The 16423-nt window shown below is 69.3% G+C and carries 14 protein-coding genes and 1 riboswitch; of the genes, 9 read left to right on the top strand and 5 right to left on the bottom strand.

Annotation, left to right across the window (positions count from 1 at the left end; translation table 11 throughout):
- Positions 1-4 precede the first annotated feature (4 nt).
- From GKZ92_RS20890 to GKZ92_RS20880, 3 genes are read left to right on the top strand one after another with little or no spacing between them, the layout of a single operon-like run.
- Positions 5-1615: an FAD-binding oxidoreductase gene (locus GKZ92_RS20890; RefSeq protein WP_155225613.1), complete on the top strand. Its 1611-nt coding sequence runs from the start codon at positions 5-7 to the stop codon at positions 1613-1615.
- 16 nt (positions 1616-1631) lie between these two features.
- Complete coding sequence (gene pta / locus GKZ92_RS20885; RefSeq protein WP_155225612.1) at positions 1632-3812, top strand: phosphate acetyltransferase; 2181 nt, start codon at positions 1632-1634, stop codon at positions 3810-3812.
- Entirely contained in the window at positions 3809-5032 is a 1224-nt protein-coding gene (locus GKZ92_RS20880; protein ID WP_155225611.1) for an acetate kinase, read from the top strand. Before pta ends, GKZ92_RS20880 begins: the two co-directional genes overlap by 4 nt.
- Here the strand turns inward: GKZ92_RS20880 and GKZ92_RS20875 are convergent.
- The 3 genes from GKZ92_RS20875 to GKZ92_RS20865 are packed head-to-tail and all read right to left on the bottom strand — an operon-like array spanning position 5029 to position 10135.
- Positions 5029-7677, bottom strand: a complete 2649-nt coding sequence (locus tag GKZ92_RS20875; RefSeq protein ID WP_155225610.1) for a serine/threonine-protein kinase — start codon at positions 7675-7677, stop codon at positions 5029-5031. The genes GKZ92_RS20880 and GKZ92_RS20875 overlap by 4 nt on opposite strands.
- The gene (locus tag GKZ92_RS20870; RefSeq protein WP_006357143.1) at positions 7677-8693 is read right to left on the bottom strand and encodes a glutamate ABC transporter substrate-binding protein; all 1017 of its coding nucleotides are present in this window, start codon (positions 8691-8693) and stop codon (positions 7677-7679) included. Before GKZ92_RS20870 ends, GKZ92_RS20875 begins: the two co-directional genes overlap by 1 nt.
- Complete coding sequence (locus GKZ92_RS20865; protein WP_006357144.1) at positions 8690-10135, bottom strand: hypothetical protein; 1446 nt, start codon at positions 10133-10135, stop codon at positions 8690-8692. Before GKZ92_RS20865 ends, GKZ92_RS20870 begins: the two co-directional genes overlap by 4 nt.
- Positions 10136-10410: 275 nt before the next feature.
- Between GKZ92_RS20865 and GKZ92_RS20860 the strand changes: the two genes are divergently transcribed.
- Positions 10411-10893, top strand: a complete 483-nt coding sequence (locus GKZ92_RS20860; protein ID WP_006357145.1) for an NUDIX hydrolase — start codon at positions 10411-10413, stop codon at positions 10891-10893.
- Here the strand turns inward: GKZ92_RS20860 and GKZ92_RS20855 are convergent.
- Positions 10890-11258, bottom strand: a complete 369-nt coding sequence (locus GKZ92_RS20855; protein ID WP_006357146.1) for a hypothetical protein — start codon at positions 11256-11258, stop codon at positions 10890-10892. The two genes, GKZ92_RS20860 and GKZ92_RS20855, sit on opposite strands and share 4 nt — an antisense overlap.
- A 350-nt stretch (positions 11259-11608) precedes the next feature.
- Positions 11609-12280 (bottom strand): thiamine phosphate synthase, encoded by a 672-nt coding sequence (thiE, locus tag GKZ92_RS20850; RefSeq protein WP_230461853.1) that lies wholly within the window; start codon positions 12278-12280, stop codon positions 11609-11611.
- Between the two features lie 47 nt (positions 12281-12327).
- Positions 12328-12437, top strand: a riboswitch (TPP riboswitch).
- On the opposite strand from thiE, the gene thiO reads away from it, so the two are divergent.
- From thiO to GKZ92_RS20825, 5 genes are all read left to right on the top strand, one after another.
- The gene (gene thiO / locus GKZ92_RS20845) at positions 12431-13495 is read left to right on the top strand and encodes a glycine oxidase ThiO (protein ID WP_155225608.1); all 1065 of its coding nucleotides are present in this window, start codon (positions 12431-12433) and stop codon (positions 13493-13495) included. (Overlaps the previous riboswitch by 7 nt.)
- Positions 13492-13692, top strand: coding sequence for a sulfur carrier protein ThiS (thiS, locus tag GKZ92_RS20840; protein WP_006357149.1), 201 nt, complete (start codon positions 13492-13494; stop codon positions 13690-13692). The genes thiO and thiS overlap by 4 nt, the downstream gene beginning before the upstream one ends.
- The gene (locus GKZ92_RS20835; RefSeq protein ID WP_042375133.1) at positions 13685-14506 is read left to right on the top strand and encodes a thiazole synthase; all 822 of its coding nucleotides are present in this window, start codon (positions 13685-13687) and stop codon (positions 14504-14506) included. The genes thiS and GKZ92_RS20835 overlap by 8 nt, the downstream gene beginning before the upstream one ends.
- Positions 14507-14637: 131 nt before the next feature.
- Positions 14638-15606, top strand: a complete 969-nt coding sequence (locus GKZ92_RS20830) for an ABC transporter ATP-binding protein (protein WP_035753816.1) — start codon at positions 14638-14640, stop codon at positions 15604-15606.
- Entirely contained in the window at positions 15603-16361 is a 759-nt protein-coding gene (locus tag GKZ92_RS20825; RefSeq protein ID WP_035753818.1) for an ABC transporter permease, read from the top strand. Before GKZ92_RS20830 ends, GKZ92_RS20825 begins: the two co-directional genes overlap by 4 nt.
- Positions 16362-16423 lie beyond the last annotated feature (62 nt).

Below are 16423 nucleotides of genomic sequence, written 5' to 3'. Positions count from 1 at the left end.
CAGGATGACCGGGAAACAGGGGTCCACCGCGGACGAGACCGCGATCCCGGTCGTCGACATGCGCCGGCCGCGTTGGGGCGACCCGGCGCGCGTCACCGAACTGCCCGCCGCCGCGGCCGCGCTGGCCGGCGACGCCACCGAGGATCGCGGTGTCGCTCCCGAGGCGGTCACCCCGCCCGCGCAAACCGTGCCGTCGGCCGTGCGTGCCGATCTCGAAGCCCTCGTCGGCTCCGAGCACGTCGTCGGCTCCGACGACGCACGCGTGCAGCACACCCGGGGCTACTCGACGCCCGATCTGCTGCGGCTGCGCATCGGCGACGCCTCCGACGCTCCGGACCTGGTGGTCTATCCCGCCGGTCACGACGAGGTCGTGGGGACCCTGCAGATCTGCGCCGCGGCGAAGGTCGCGGTCGTGCCGTTCACCGGCGGGACCTCGGTCGTGGGCGGGCTCGCCCCCGACCGTGCCGGGTTCGCCGGTGTCGTCAGCCTCGACCTCCGCCGCCTGGACCGTCTCGTCGAGATCGACGAGATCTCTCGTGTCGCCACCCTCGAGGCCGGGCTTCGCGGGAGCGCCGCCGAGGCACTTCTGCGTGAGCGGGGATGGACACTTGGTCACTTCCCGCAGTCCTACGAGGGCGCCGGGATCGGCGGCTACGCGGCGACCCGGTCGGCGGGGCAGTCGTCGGCCGGCTACGGACGCTTCGACGAGATGGTCGAGGGACTCGTGCTCGCCACCCCGCGTGGCACCGTCGAACTCGGGACTGCACCCCGGTCGGCGGCCGGACCCGACCTCCGCCAGCTGATTCTCGGCTCCGAGGGCGCCTTCGGTGTCATCACCAGCGTCCGGCTGCGCGTCCGTCCCGCCCCGACGACCCGGATCTTCGACGGCTGGCGGTTCGCCTCCTTCGCCGACGGCGCCGCCGCGTTGCGTCGCCTCGCCCAGGACGGCCCGCTGCCCACCGTCATCCGCCTGTCCGACGAGGTCGAGACCGCGATCAATCTCGCCGATCCCGCACAGCTCGGCGGTGAGTCGACGGGATGTCTCGTCGTCACCGGATACGAGGGCGAAGAGCGCGAGGTGCTCCGACGCCGCGACGCCGCGTCGGAGGTGCTCGTCGGCGCCGGTGGCACGGCACTCGGGGCCGGCCCCGGAGAGTCTTGGCGCACAGGACGTTTCGCCGGACCCTACCTACGCGATCCGCTGCTCGACGCCGGTGTGCTCGTCGAGACCCTGGAGACCGCCACCTATTGGTCGAAGCTCCACGAGCTGCGGGCCTCGGTCACCGCCGCGATCACGGATACGCTGACCGCTTCGGGTACTCCGCCGCTCGTGATGTGTCACATCAGCCACGTCTACTCTTCCGGTGCCTCGCTGTACTTCACCGTGGTCGCACCGTTCGGCGCCGACCCGATCGCGGAGTGGGCGGCGGCGAAAACCGCGGCGAACGCCGCGATCCGGGCCACCGGCGCGAGCATCACCCACCACCACGCCATCGGCCGCGACCACCGCGACGCCTACCACGACGAGATCGGTCCGCTGGCGCTCGAGGCTTTGCGGGCGGTGAAGGCGACCGTCGATCCCGACGACGTCTGCAATCCCGGCATCCTGATCTGAACCCCAGGGCGCCACTATGCTGGGGCGCATGGCCACCGACGCTGCCGTTACCGACCCCGCCGCTGGAGATCGAACCGCCAGGGATGGAGGTGCTGCGGACGAGTCGACGACCAGCATCTATCTCGCGTCGGCGGAGGGGGAGACCGGGAAATCCGTCGTGGCGCTGGGCCTGCTGGCACTGCTCGCGGCGACCGGCGGCCGGGTCGGCGTCTTCCGCCCGATCATCCGTGCCAACGGTGACAAGCGGGACCCGTTGCTCGACCTCCTGATCGACTACGACTCGGTGGACGTGCCCTACGAGGACTGCCTGGGCGTGACCTACGAGGAGGTTCACGAGGATCCCGACGCCGCGATCGGCGAGATCGTCGCCCGATTCCATGCGCTGGCAACGCACTGCGACCGAGTCGTGATCGTCGGGTCGGACTACACCGACGTCGGAACCCCGTCGGAGCTGAGCTTCAATGCCCGCATCGCTGCCAACCTGTCGGCCCCGATGGTGATCGCGTTGAAGGCCGACGACCGGTCTCCCGCCGAGATCGCCGATCTCGCCGCGGGGTTGGTGTCCGAGGTCGGCGCGGCCCATGCCACGCCGATTGCGATTGTCGCGAACCGCTGCGACCCGGACCGACTCGACGAGATCCGGACGACGCTGCGCCGCACCGGGGTACCGAGTCTGTGTCTGCCCGAGGAGCCGATCCTGTTCGCGCCCACCATGGCCGAACTCAAAGAGGCGCTCGGCGCCACCATGTACAGCGGTGACGAGGAACTCCTCGACCACGAGGCCTTGCGGGTGATGGTGGGCGGCATGACCGTCGAACACATCCTGGAACGCCTCACCGACGGCACGGTCGTGATCACCCCTGCCGACCGCTCCGACGTCCTCTTGGCCCTCGTGAATGCCAATACGGCGCACGGATTCCCGAGACTGTCGGGCATCATCCTCAACGGTGGACTCAAACCGCACCCGATGATCGAGGCGCTGGTGAGCGGGCTCAAGCCGACGCTGCCGATCATCAGTTGCCCGCACGGCACCTACGACACCGCGCGGACCGCGGCCCACACCCGGGGCCGACTCAATGCCGGATCGGCCCGCAAGATCGAGGCGGCGCTGTCGCTGATGGAGACCTATGTCGATCCCGAGGTCGTCATGCGCAACCTCAACGTCGACGTCCCGTCGGTCGTCACCCCGCAGATGTTCGAGTACCGGCTGATCTCCCGGGCGCGGGCACAGCGCAAGCACATCGTGCTGCCCGAGGGCGGCGACGATCGCATCCTGCGGGCGGCGAGCAGGCTCCTCCGTCGCGGCGTCGCCGACCTGACTCTGCTCGGCGACCCGGAGGCCGTGCAGGCGAGGGCGATCGAACTCGGCCTCGACCTCTCGGAGGCCATCGTCATCAACCCGGCCACCTCGGAGTACCTGGACGAGTTCGCCCGGATCTACACCGACCTTCGCAAGCACAAGGGCATGGATCTGGAACGCGCACAGGAGAAGATGCTCGACGTCTCCTATTTCGGCACCATGATGGTGCACACCGGGCGCGCCGACGGGATGGTGTCGGGAGCGGCTCACACGACCGCCCACACCATCCGACCGGCCTTCGAGATCATCAAGACCAAGCCGGGCGTCTCCACGGTGTCGAGCGTGTTCTTCATGTGCCTGGCGGACACCGTGCTCGCCTACGGTGACTGCGCGATCGTCCCCGATCCCACGGACGAACAGCTCGCCGACATCGCCATCTCGTCGGCGGAGACGTCGGCGGCCTTCGGCATCGACCCGCGCGTGGCGCTGCTGTCGTACTCCACCGGGACGTCCGGCTCGGGTGTCGACGTCGAAAAGGTCAAGACCGCAACAGAACTCGTTCGGAAGCGTGCTCCCGAGCTGCTCGTCGAGGGGCCGATCCAATACGACGCGGCGGTCGAACCGTCGGTCGCGGCGACCAAGATGCCCGACTCCCCGGTCGCCGGTCGGGCGACCGTGCTGATCTTCCCGGATCTCAACACCGGCAACAACACCTACAAGGCGGTGCAGCGCAGCGCCGGTGCCGTCGCGATCGGTCCGGTCCTGCAGGGTCTGAACAAGCCGATCAACGACCTGAGCCGTGGCGCGCTGGTGTCCGACATCGTGAACACGGTCGCCATCACCGCGATCCAGGCGCAGCAGGTCGACGCCGACACGGTCGCCGGAGACGTGCGTTGAGCGCCGACACCGCCGGGGCGGTCCTGGTTTTCAACGCCGGCTCCTCGTCGCTGAAATATCAACTGGTACAGCCCGACACCGGGGTGGTCATCGCGGACGGAATCGCCGAACGCATCGGTGACGCCGGATCGTCGATGACGCACGAACAGAACGGGGACACGGTCACCGAGTCGGTGCCGCTGCCCGATCACCTGACGGCGGTTCGGCGGGCCGAACAGTTCTTCGCCGACAACGGCACCGATCTGGTGCACGCCGGGCTCGCCGCGGTCGGGCACCGCGTGGTGCACGGAGGCCGGTCGTTCTACGAGCCGACCCTCGTCGATGACTGGGTCATCTCGGAGATCAAGCGGATCTCCACCCTTGCGCCGCTGCACAATCCGGCCAACCTGGTGGGCATCGAGGCGGCCCGGACCCTGCTCCCCGACGTGCCGTCGGTCGCCGTGTTCGACACGGCCTTCTTCCACGGCCTGCCCCCGGCGGCCGCGACCTACGCGATCGACCGCGCGGTGGCGGCCGAACATGCCATCCGGCGGTACGGATTCCACGGCACCAGCCACGAGTACGTGTCGGGCCGCGTCGCCGAGTTTCTCGGGAAGGACCCCGCCGGCCTGGACCAGATCGTGCTGCACCTCGGCAACGGCGCGTCGGCGTCGGCCATCTCGGGCGGACAACCCGTCGACACCAGTATGGGCATGACCCCGCTGGAGGGGCTGGTCATGGGAACCCGCAGCGGCGACATCGATCCCGGCCTGGTGCTGCATCTCAACCGAGTGGCCCATCTGTCCGTCGATGAGATCGACACCCTGCTCAACCAGCGGTCGGGACTCCGAGGCCTGTGCGGCGAGAACGACTTCCGTTCCATCGCCGCACTGGTCGACGCCGGTGACGAGGACGCCCGGCGCGCCTACGACGTCTATATCCACCGGCTGCGGCACTACCTCGGCGCGTACACCTTCGGGCTCGCCAAGCTCGACGCGATCACCTTCACCGCCGGCGTCGGCGAGAACTCGGCCCGCGTCCGGGCGGATGCGCTCGAGGGGCTGCAGCGTTTCGGGATCGTCCTCGACCCGGACCGCAACGCCGCCGCGGGCCGGTCGGCGCGTCGGATCTCCGCCGACGACAGTGCGGTCGAGGTCCTGGTGGTCCCGACGAACGAGGAGCTCGCCATCGCGCGGCAGTCGGCGGCGCTTGTCGCGGACTCGGCCGGCGGGCAGCCCTAGAACAGCGTGTTCGGCCGCACATAGTTCGCGAGATCGACCAGCATGAACCGATGCTCGCGGTTGTTGCGGGTCTGACGTGCGAGCTGGCGCAGGGATCTCTCGGTGCCGGTGCGGATTCCGTACTCGGTGAAGGGGAAGCCGAGCAGGGTGGAGGGTTCCTTGTCCGAATCCTCTTCCTCGGGGTTGTCGTGGATCCAGCCGAGCGCGGTGCCGAGCACGATCAGCAGCATCCGCGACTTGCGGGGTTCGGTGTCGGGGATCTGTTCGAGTCGTCGTGCGGCCTCGACGATCTGGTTGCGGGTGACCTGCGAGGTGGGCCGGCCGTGTACCAGGGCGATGATCGCCGTCGCCCGGGCGGTGTTGAAATGCCTACTGGTGGCGGGCACTTCGTCGAGGGGGCGGATCGCGCCGTCGTAGTCGCCGGCCGCCACGGCGAGGCGGGCCAGCCCGAAGGCGGCGGTCACGATGCTGTGATCGGTGAGCCACAGGTCGTGATAGTGGTGTTGCGCGACATCGTAGAGCCGGGAGATCTTGTCGGCCGACTTCGACGACCCGTTCTCGTCGGCGAGCCAGCGTCCGATCAGTTCGGCGGTCCCGGCGACCGCGAGTTTCGGCGCCACCTCGCCGGGCATCGCGCCCAGCACCTCGTCGAAGCGTTCGTAGGCCAACTCGGGCTCGTCGTTCATCAGCGCGCAGATGCCCATGTACCACTCCACCCGCCACGAATCACCGTGGTGCTCACGGACATCGCGGAGCAGCGCCAGAGCGGTGTCGACGTCGTCGAGCTGCAGGTGGGCGCGCGCCTCGGCCAGGTCGATCTCCAGCGACGGATGGGCGTTCTTCACCGGCCGGCCGCCGAACAGCGACGCGAACCCTTCGGCGCGTGCGGTGTTGATCGAGTCGAGAGTCTGCCGCGGGTCCGACAGGGCCGCCGACGTCAACAGGCTCGCGGCCGGATCCAGCGGATTCACCAGGGGCAGGGGGAGTGCGGTGGCGATGTCGACCGGATCGTAGAACGCGGCCTGGTCGGGGTCGAAGAAGCCGTCGACCGGGGCGAGCATCAGGTCGGTGCCGAACGTCGACCGCTGCGGGGTGAAGACCGTGGACAGCGAGGGCCGGGGGACGCCGGTGTGTACGGCGACCGTCTCGCGCAGCACGTTGAGCACCTGGGTGCTCATCTCCTCCGCGGAGGCGAACCGGTCGGCCGGATCGGGGGCGGTGGCACGTTGCAGCAGAAGGTAGAACGACGGATTGTCGCGGAAGACGGCAGTCTCGTCGGGGGCCGGCAGACCGTCGACGTAGCGGCCGTTGCGCATCTCCATCGGCACGGTCAGCACCGCGAGGGTGCGTCCGACGCTGTAGATGTCGGTGGCCACCTGGGGCCCGGTCTTGACGATCTCGGGGGCCTGGAAACCCGGTGTGCCGTAGAGATGTCCGTAACCGTTGATCGGTGAGACCGCCCCGAGGTCGATCAGCTTGACCTCGTCGCTGCCGACCATGATGTTCTCGGGTTTGACGTCGTTGTAGACCAGGCCCACCGAGTGGAGATAGCCGACGGCCAGCAACACCTCGAGGATGTAGGCGAGGCCTTGTTCGACCGACAGCAGCGACTTCTCCGGGTCGCCCGAGGTGATCTGTTTGAGCGTCTGACCGCCGATGTACTCCATGACGATGTAACCGAAACGCTCACCGTCGTCGCTGATGTGTTCGACGAAGTTGTAGATCTTGACGATGCCCGGATGGTTCACCGACGCGAGGAACTGCCGCTCGGCCACGGCGACGCGTTGGGCCTCCGAATCAGAGGAATTCAGAAGGCCTTTCAGAACGACGGGCCGGTCGCTGACGTTGCGGTCGATGGCCAGGTAGATCCATCCGAGGCCGCCGTGGGCGATGGCGCCGGCGATCTCGTACTGGTCCGCGACCAGTGTCCCCTGGGCGAGTCCCGGCACGAACGAGTACCGCGCACCGCAGTTGGCGCAGTCGCCGGTGGGTGGGCCCTCGCCTTCGCCCTCGAGTCGCCCGACGGGTTTGCCGCAGCGCCAACAGAATCGCTTGCCCTCGGCGATCACCGGATCGTCGATGACCGCGTCCTCGGGTTCGATGTCGGTGATCTTCGGCATCTCGACCAGGCCGCTGCCCAGACGGCGCTCGTGGACCGGCGGGCGACGCCGTGGGACGAGTCGCCGCCCGAGCGGACCCGAATCCGGTTCCGGTGTCGCCCGGGTACGGACGACCCGGTCGGTCCGGCCGTCGAAGCGATCCTGCGGCGCGATGCCGACGGTGAATGCGGGTGCGGCCGCCTGTGTTCCGACCTCGGGGTCGGTCACCGCGCGGGGTCTGGTGGTGTCGTCGGCGGTGTTGTCGCCCTCGGCCATGAGTGCGTCGAGATCGACCTTCTGCGTGCCGACTTCGACGACCTGGTCGGTGGTGCCCTCGTCGGGGGAACGGACGTCGGTCGTGTGGTCGTCGGTCGTGTGGTCGTCGGGGGTGTGCCGGTCGGTGTCCGTCGCGTCGTCACCCATCAGGTCGGCGAGCGAGACGCGCTGGGTACCGACCTCCTCCGGGGTGTCGGGGGTGGGTGCGTCCGGACCCTCGGGTCCGTGAGGGTCTGCCTGGGATGGTTCGCCGGCGTAGTCCATGGGCATCAGTCCCGGTAGTACGGCTGCGGAGCGCCGAATCCACTGTCGAGGATGGTGAGCCAGCGATCGCGGATCTGTTGCCAGCGCCCGGTCGCGCGGGCGCGTTCGAGGACCCCGTTGACGAAGCGGACCATGTCGTCCTCGCCCTTCGGGATGCCCACGCCGTAGAACTCCTCACCGAGGCTGGGGCCGACGACCCGGACCCACGGGTCCTGCGCGGCGAGCCCGGCGAGGATGGCGTCGTCGCTGGTGACCGCGTCGACCTGACCCTGCTGCATGAGCACGAGGCAGTCGGCCCAGGTGGTGGTGCTGACGATCCGCACCCGCGGCTGGATGGACTGCATCCGGCCGATCGAGGTGGTGCCGCGTGCGGCGCAGACCCGCTTGTCGGCGAGCTGGGACGGTCCGACGATGTTCGAGTTACGGAACGACAGGATACGTTGCGACGCCACGTAATACGGGGCCGAGAACGAGATGTCGCGGAGGCGGTCGCAGGTGATGCTCATCGTCTTGATGACGACGTCGACGGTCTTGTCCCGCAACGCGTCGATGCGTTGCGCGGAGCTGAGCACCTGGAATTCGACGCGGTTCGGGTCGCCGAAGATCGCACCCGCGATCTCGCGGGCGATGTCGACGTCGAAGCCCTCGATGTCGCCGGAGATGGGGTCCCGGAAGCTGAACAGGTTGGACCCGATGTCGAGTCCGACGATGAGCCGCCCGCGTTCGAAGATGCCGGCCATCGTCGAGTTCGGCGGCATGCGTCCGGGCGCCGGCATCTGGGCGGGTGGGCGCAGGGTGAGGGTCGCGTTGCACGCCTCCGAACTCGGCGGCGGCTCGACCGGCACGTCGGTCTGGACGCCGGGCAACACCAGCGGTCCGGCGGTCGCGGTCGGAGGCGGTGCGTCCGGGGCGGGAAACCGGACACAGCCCGTGGCGACCAGAGCCACGAGCAGGAGGACCGCAACGACCAGCGGTCGCCGCGAGCGGGCGGGGCCGGACAGATGGAATCGGGGGCGGGTCATCGGTACTCCCGTATTCGGGGGACGAGTCCGCCGACGATCGCGACGGCGGCGAGGACCGCGAGCAGGAGTATCCCGGTCCCGGTGAAGCCGAGTACGCGCTGAGCGGTGTTGATGTCGTCGCGGAACGACGTTCGCGCGGTGGTGATCGCGTCGACGAGTGCACTGTCCACGGCTGTATACGCGCGGGCCGAGCTGTTCAGCCCGTCCCCGACGGTGAGTTGCCGGGCGCGGTCGAAGTTGCCGGTCTGGATGTACCGCCGGACGCCGGCATCGGTGCGTCTCCACTCCGCCAGCGCCGAGCTCACCGTGTCGAGCTGCTCCGCCGACACCGATCCGGTCTCCTTGGATGTGCGGACGTCGTCGACGATGCCGCCGATCTTGGCGGTCGTCGCGGCGAAGGTGCGTTCCAGCCCACCCTGATCGCCGCGGCGGATGAGGGACAGGGTCTCGGCCGATCGCGCCTGCTGGGTCAGGATGCGCGCGGCGGTGAGTTCGCGGAGCGGGTCGGCGCCGTCGGTCCGGGCGTTGCTGGTCGCGGCGACCGACATCAGGCCGGACGCGAGCAGCCACACCGTCCCCAGGAAGAGCGCGCCGATCGCGGCGACCAGTCCGATGTTGAATCGGCGGCGGGTCCTGCGTGCCAGGTAGCGGGACGTCAGCACCATGGCCGTGAGCAGCAGCAGCAGGGGGATGTAGACCGTCCACGGCGGGCGGGTCAGCGAATGCTGCGGATCGGCGATCGCCATCGAACGTCGCTCGTAGAGGCGCTGGGCGGCCGGCAGGATCTTGTCCTGCATCAACGACGACGCCTGGCCCAGGTACGCCGACCCGACTGGATTGCCCAACCGGTTGTTGGTACGGGCCGTCTCGATGAGCCCGCTGTAGACCGGGATCGACGTCGACAGGGTGTCGAGGTCCGACGACAGGGCCCGCTCGGTGGCGTCCTCCGTCATCCCCGGTCCCGGTTCGCTCGAGGTTCCGGTCGCGAGAATCAACGACGACGCTGCCGTCGCCAGCGCGTCGGAGTAGCGTTGCCGCAGCTCCGGCGTCTCCAGGCCGCCCGAGATGAACGCGGCGTTCGCGGACGCGTCGGCGATCGACAGGGAGCTGTAGAGAACCTGCGCGGCCTCGGCGAGCGGTTCGGTGCGATCGATCAGGCGCTGCAGGGTCTGGGTGCGGTCTTCGAGCACGGTCGAGGCGTACAGGCCGGTGGTCACGCAGCCGAGGAAGAGGATGACGCAGATGATGATCAGCTTGCCCGGCGTGGTGACCGAGTAATGCCGCAGCGTTTGGAACGGTGACTGCGCACGCTCGCGGGCCGTGGCGACGAGCTCTCGACGATCGGCGAGGACCTGGCGGATCGGCGGCGACGACTGGGCGGGACGGATCATGCGACCGCCACGGGTGAGTGCCGTCCGCACGGAGGACGCATCGCCGGTCACCTAGCTGATCCCCTTCTCGAACGCTGGATCGTCTCCGGTGTGGCCGCTCGGTCGCCGGTCCCCGTTCCGGCTCCCGCGACCTGTAAGAAGAAATGACTCATCAGGGTCATCGCTCACCGGGTCGTGCGTGTTTCAGCCTATGCCATCGGGGAGGGTTCCTCCGGGCATCGCCGTCGCCACGCCGACGGGTTCGTGATCGCCCTGGCAGGTCGCGCGTGTCTCACTTACGGTGGAGGAAATCCGGCGATCGGCTCGTCGGGCGGCAAGGAGGCGTGGTGCGCGGAGACGGCGACGGCTGGCTGATCGATCCCGACGGTTCACGGTATTGGGGTGTTCACGGCGCGGCGGGTCTGCTGCTCCGGGCGCCGCTGACCGACGGCGCGACCGGCGTTCTGCTCCAGCATCGCGCCGCGTGGTCGCACCAGGGCGGCACCTGGGCCCTGCCCGGCGGTGCGCGCGACTCCCACGAGGGCGCCATCGACACCGCGATGCGGGAAGCCGAGGAGGAAGCCGGCATCGACAGCGCCGACCTGCGTGTCGTCGCCGCCGTCGTCACTCACGAGTCACCGGGCGGCTGGACCTACACGACGGTCATCGCCGAGACCGATGCGCCGGTCCGCACGGTCGCCAACTTCGAGTCGACGGAACTGCGCTGGGTCGAAGAACAGCACGTCGATCAACTCCCGCTGCATCCGGCGTTCGGCCGGGCCTGGCCCACCCTGCGCGAGCGGATCGCCGCACTCGACCCGCAGGGTTAGGGGCTGAGCAGCCGGTTGGCGCCGGAGATCAGCGCGGCGATGTTCGCCTCGTCCCCGGTCCTGCCCTCGCCGAAGGCCCACGCCTGCCGACCGTTGTTCTCACACAGCAGGAACGTGGCGATCGCCCCGTCGACCTCGCGCTGGTGCAGCCGCAGGATCTGAACGGGTGCGCCGAGGTCGTACAGGATCGACGTCATCGCGCCGAGCGGTCCGGCGGCGACAGCGCTGCACGACATGAGGCGATCGGCGATCGCGATGGTCGCGCGGCATTCGACGAGGTCCTGCCGCGCCGGTGCGACCGACCACGATCCGAGCCGGATGGCTCCGTTGCCCGCGTACTCGTCGGTGAAGTGTTGCCAGCTCATCCCGATGGCCTCCTCGCGCATACCCGCGGGCAGCGGACGGCCGAAGTGTTCGGTGATGGGATCTCCCGACGGCGCGGTCGTGTGCCCGTGTCGTGAGAAGGATGGGTGAGGCAGATGAAGAAGGTGCATCTCGAAAGCCGATTTCGGTCGAAGAACGGATGACCGACAAGAGCGTGCAACCGACCCGCAGCGGGGGGTCGGTCAGAATCAGACCCCGCTGCGGCGGGTTACGAGCGCGCTCTTGATGCACATCATGATCGGTCCAGGCTAGACCGCGGTGTCCGGATCAGGCAAACGGATTCCGCCTCGGCAGTCCACTCTGACAACCGACCCTGAGGACCGCCCCTGGGCTACCACCGGCCGAGGAGGTCGGCGGCCGCGGCAGCGGGATCGGTGGCGGCGGTGATCGCCCGCACCACGACGATCCGGCGGGCACCTGCGGCGGTCACCTCCGGCACCCGCGGGGCGTCGATGCCGCCGATGGCGAACCACGGCTTGCCGGGCGCGGCGCCGGCGGTCGTCGTCACCAGGTCGAGGCCGGCAGCACTGCGACCAGGCTTGGTGGGCGTGGTCCAGCACGGGCCGACGCAGAAGTAGTCGACGTCGGGGTCGGCGGCTGCGGCCGCGGCCTGCTCGGGGTCGTGGGTGGACGCCCCGATGATCGCGTCGGGGCCGACGATCCGGCGCGCCACCGCCGGCGGCAGGTCGCCCTGTCCGACGTGGAGGACGTCGGCGCCCGAGAGAGCGGCGATGTCCGCGCGGTCGTTGACCGCCAGCAACGCGCCATGGGCGTCGACGACGCCCCGCAGCGCGGCGAGGATCTCGAGCTCCTCACGGGCCTCGAGCGTGCCGAACTTCTTCTCGCCCGCCGACCCCTTGTCGCGTAGCTGCACGATGTCGACGCCGCCGGCGAGGGCGGAGCCGACGAAGTCGAGCAGGTCGCCGCGCTCGCGTCGCGCGTCGGTGCACAGATAGAGCCGGGCGGAATCAAGGCGGCGGCGCGATTCGGAAGCAGTCGTCACGGCGACCAGGCTAGCCCCGCGTCGACCGGCCGGGCGTAGGGTGGACCGCGAGAACACACGGGAGCCCGGGCAGGCGGGCTGAGAGTGCGGACCCCTCCGCAGACCGTCGAACCTGATCCGGGTCATTCCGGCGAAGGAAGGTGATCTGGCTTGAGCAACACCCCAGCAGGATTCGACCGTGCACTCACCGTCGTCGGCGGTGGCGTGATCGGTCTGACCTGTGCGCTCGCCGCCGCCGACGCCGGCTGGCAGGTGCTCGTCGTCGACGCCGGTCACGACGAGCGGGCCTCATGGGTTGCGGGCGGCATGCTCGGCTCGCTGGGCGAGGGACATCCGGGGGAGGAGGCCGCGCTCGCGCTGTCGGTCGAATCGGTGCGGCGCTGGCCGACGCTGGTGAAGCGGCTCGCCGACCCCGCGATCGTGACGGCCACCGACTCCCTGTTCGTCGCCGGTTCGGCAGCCGACGCCGAGTACCTGCGCCATCTCGCCGACTTCGTCTGGGCCAATCAGCCGCGCACCGACGCCACGCTCAGCACGGTGACGGGTCGTGAGATCCGTTCCCTGGAGCCGTCGTTGAGTTCGCGGCTCGTCGGCGGCTACCGGGCGGTCGGGGAGTGGTCGATCGACAACCGACGGCTGCTGGCGACCCTGCGCAGCGCCGGGGCCGCGGCCGGGGTGCGGTTCATGGATGCACGGGTGGAGAGCCTCGCCGACGTCCGCGAACAGGCCGGCCCGCGAGATCAGATCCTCCTCGCCGCCGGAATCGCCACGGCGGCACTGCTTCCCGAGGTGCCCCTCCACGCGGCCAAGGGGGAGATCCTTCGCTTGCGCCGGACACGGTGGTCGGTTCCGCCGCCCGGCCACGTGGTCCGGGCCCGGCTCCACGGCCGGGCGGTCTACCTGGTCCCGCGCGAGGACGGGATCGTGGTCGGCGCAACGCAATACGAGGCCGGTGACTTCGGCGACCGCACTCCGCAGGCAGGTGGCGTCGCCGATCTGCTCGCCGACGCGATCGAGGTCATGCCGGGACTGCGCACCTACGAACTGACCGAGGCGGGCGCCGGACTACGGCCGTGCACCGCCGACGGACTGCCGATCGTGGAGCGGATCGACGACCGTACAGTGGTCGCGACCGGCCACGGCCGCAACGGCATCGTTCTCGCACCGGGCACGGCGGACAGGGTGCTCGGGATTCTGGAAGGAGCATCCGCGTGACCATCACCGTGAACGGAGAGAACCTCGACGTGGGCGACGACGAGTCGGTGAAGGATGTCGTCACCCGCCTCGGACTGCCTGACCGCGGGATCGCGGTGGCCGTCGACGGCGCAGTCGTACCGCGAGGACGATGGTCGGAACACACGATGACCTCGGGAGCCGTAGTGGAGATCGTGACGGCGGTGCAAGGTGGCTGAGTCCGGCATCATCGACGGCGCAGACGTTTCCGAGGCAGACCCGCTTCGGATCGCCGGCCGCGAGTTCTCCTCCCGCCTCATCACCGGAACCGGTGGCGCGACGAATCTCGCGTCCCTCGAGCGTGCACTCGTCGCGTCGGGTACCGAACTCACGACCGTCGCCGTGCGTCGCGTCGACGCCGCGTCGGGGACGGGGGTGTTCGACCTGCTGCGCCGCCTGGACATCGCGGTCCTGCCCAACACCGCCGGATGCCACACCACCGCCGAGGCGGTGCTCACCGCGCAGTTGGCCCGCGAGGCGTTCGAGACGAACTGGGTGAAGCTCGAGGTGGTGGCCGACGAACGCACCCTGATGCCGGATGCCGTCGAACTCGTCGACGCCGCAGCCGCATTGGTGGCGGACGGATTCGTTGTGCTCGCCTACACCAACGACGACCCGGTCCTCGCTGCGCGACTCGCCGACCTCGGCGTCGCCGCGGTGATGCCACTCGGCTCACCGATCGGGACCGGACTCGGAATCCTCAACCCGCACAACATCGAGATGATCATCGACCACTGTTCCACGGCCTTCGACGATCCCCTCCCGGTGATCCTCGACGCCGGTATCGGCACCGCCAGCGACGCCGCTTGTGCGATGGAACTCGGTTGCGACGGAGTGCTTCTCGCGACCGCCGTCACCCGTGCGGAGAATCCGGAGCGAATGGCGACCGCGATGCGGCATGCGGTGATCGCCGGACGACTCGCCGCACGGGCGGGTCGCATCCCGAAACGGTTCTGGGCGCAGGCATCGTCGCCGACGCCGGAGCGGGGCTGATCCCACGCAACTGCCTGCTGCCCGACCCGCCCTTTGCTGCCTGAGGTGCGGGGAGCGCAAGCGACGAGCCTCGAGGGCCCGGTGTGTCGCAACCACCCGGCGCACCCCCGGTCGGCGGCTATGGTCGACTCGTGTTGCGGGTAACGAATCTGACGAAGGACTTCGGGAGTCAGCGCGCGGTCGACAACCTCACCTTCGAGGTGGGGCCGGGGCGGGTCACCGGCTTCCTGGGGCCCAACGGTGCTGGTAAGTCGACGACGATGCGCATGATGCTCGGACTCGACCGTCCGACGTCGGGGACCGCGACCATCGACGACGTGCCGTACCGCGATCTCGACCATCCGCTGCGCCAGGTCGGTGCGCTGCTCGACGCACACTGGGTCCACCCCAATCGGAGTGCGCGTTCGCATCTGCGTTGGCTCGCCGCGAGCAATCGGATTCCGAAGTCCCGGGTGGACGAGGTGCTCGAGATCGTCGGCCTGGCGTCGGTGGCCCGGAAGCGTGCCGGTGGGTTCTCGCTCGGTATGTCGCAGCGGCTCGGACTCGCGGGTGCGCTGCTCGGCGACCCGCACACCCTGTTGTTCGACGAACCGGTCAACGGGCTCGATCCCGAGGGCATCGTGTGGATTCGGGGCTTCATGCGGCAGTTGGCCGCCGAAGGCCGCACCGTACTCGTCTCCAGCCATCTGCTGACCGAGATGTCGCTGACGGCAGACCATCTCGTCGTCATCGGTCGTGGGCGTCTCATCGCCGACTGCTCAGTCGGTGAGTTCACCGGCCGGGCCCGGCAATCGGTGCGGGTGCGCGGTCCCGAACTCGAGAAGCTGCACACCGCACTGGCGAAGGCCGGCCTCGCGCCGGCGCCCGGTGCACCCGACGCCCACGGGCGGCCGGTGATGCGGGTACCCGACACGACGACCGACCGCGTCGGGGACATCGCCGCCGCGGCCGGCGTGACGCTGCACGAGCTCGCCGCCGAATCGGCCTCGCTGGAGGAGGTGTTCATGTCGATGACCGCCCACGCCGTCGACTATCACGGTGGCGACGGCTTCCGGTCCGTCGAATCCGGTCCGGGCACCCCGGAAGGGAGCCGGCGATGATCGGCCAGGCGCTCGCGGCGGTTGACGCCGAACGCATCAAGCTGTCGAGCACCCGTGCCCCGTACTGGTGCCTCGCGATGGTGGTCCTGTTCGGCATAGGCGTTGCGGTCCTGCTCGGTTGGCTGCTGTCGGGCGGTTACGCCGACTCGGCGTCGGTAGACACCCGGACCATCGACTACCTGGTCGGCGTCAACCAGTTCGGGGCCGCGGTCTTCGCGATCATGGCCGTCCTGGGCGTGACCACCGAATACCGGTTCGGCACCATCCGGCCGACCTTCGCCGCAGTACCCCGACGGCCCCTCGTGATCCTCGCGAAGACCGTCGTGTTCGGTGGACTCACCTTCGTGGTGGCCGCGATCGTGGGGCTCCTCGGTGTCGTTCTGGGGCAGGCGCTCACCGGTAACGGCATCGCGCTCGGTGGTCCGGACACGATACGACAGCTCTGGGGCACGCCGGTTTTCGCGATGCTGTGCGCACTGATCGGGCTCTCGGTGGGTGCTCTCGTACGGCATTCCGCCGGAGCGGTGGCGATCGTGCTGGGATGGATGTTCGCGCTCGAACGCATCCTGTCGGTGCTCCCGCGTATCGGCGAGAACATCACGCCGTTCCTGCCGTTCCTCAACGGCTGGAACTTCTTGTCCGGCGGCGACCCCACCTTCCACTGGAACGCCTACGGCTCTTTGGCGTACTTCGCGGTGGTCACCGCGATCCTCTTGACGATCGCAATTGTCGTGACCAGTGCCCGGGATGCGTAGTTCGCGGATCTGCTCATACGTCCTGTGACCCGGAACGGCCGCCGAGAGAGGTGCGATTCGGC

The sequence above is a fragment of the Gordonia sp. 135 genome, from assembly GCF_009720185.1.
In the GTDB taxonomy this organism is placed as follows: Bacteria; Actinomycetota; Actinomycetes; order Mycobacteriales; family Mycobacteriaceae; genus Gordonia; species Gordonia alkanivorans.
This window is presented reverse-complemented; position numbering and strand designations above follow the sequence as displayed.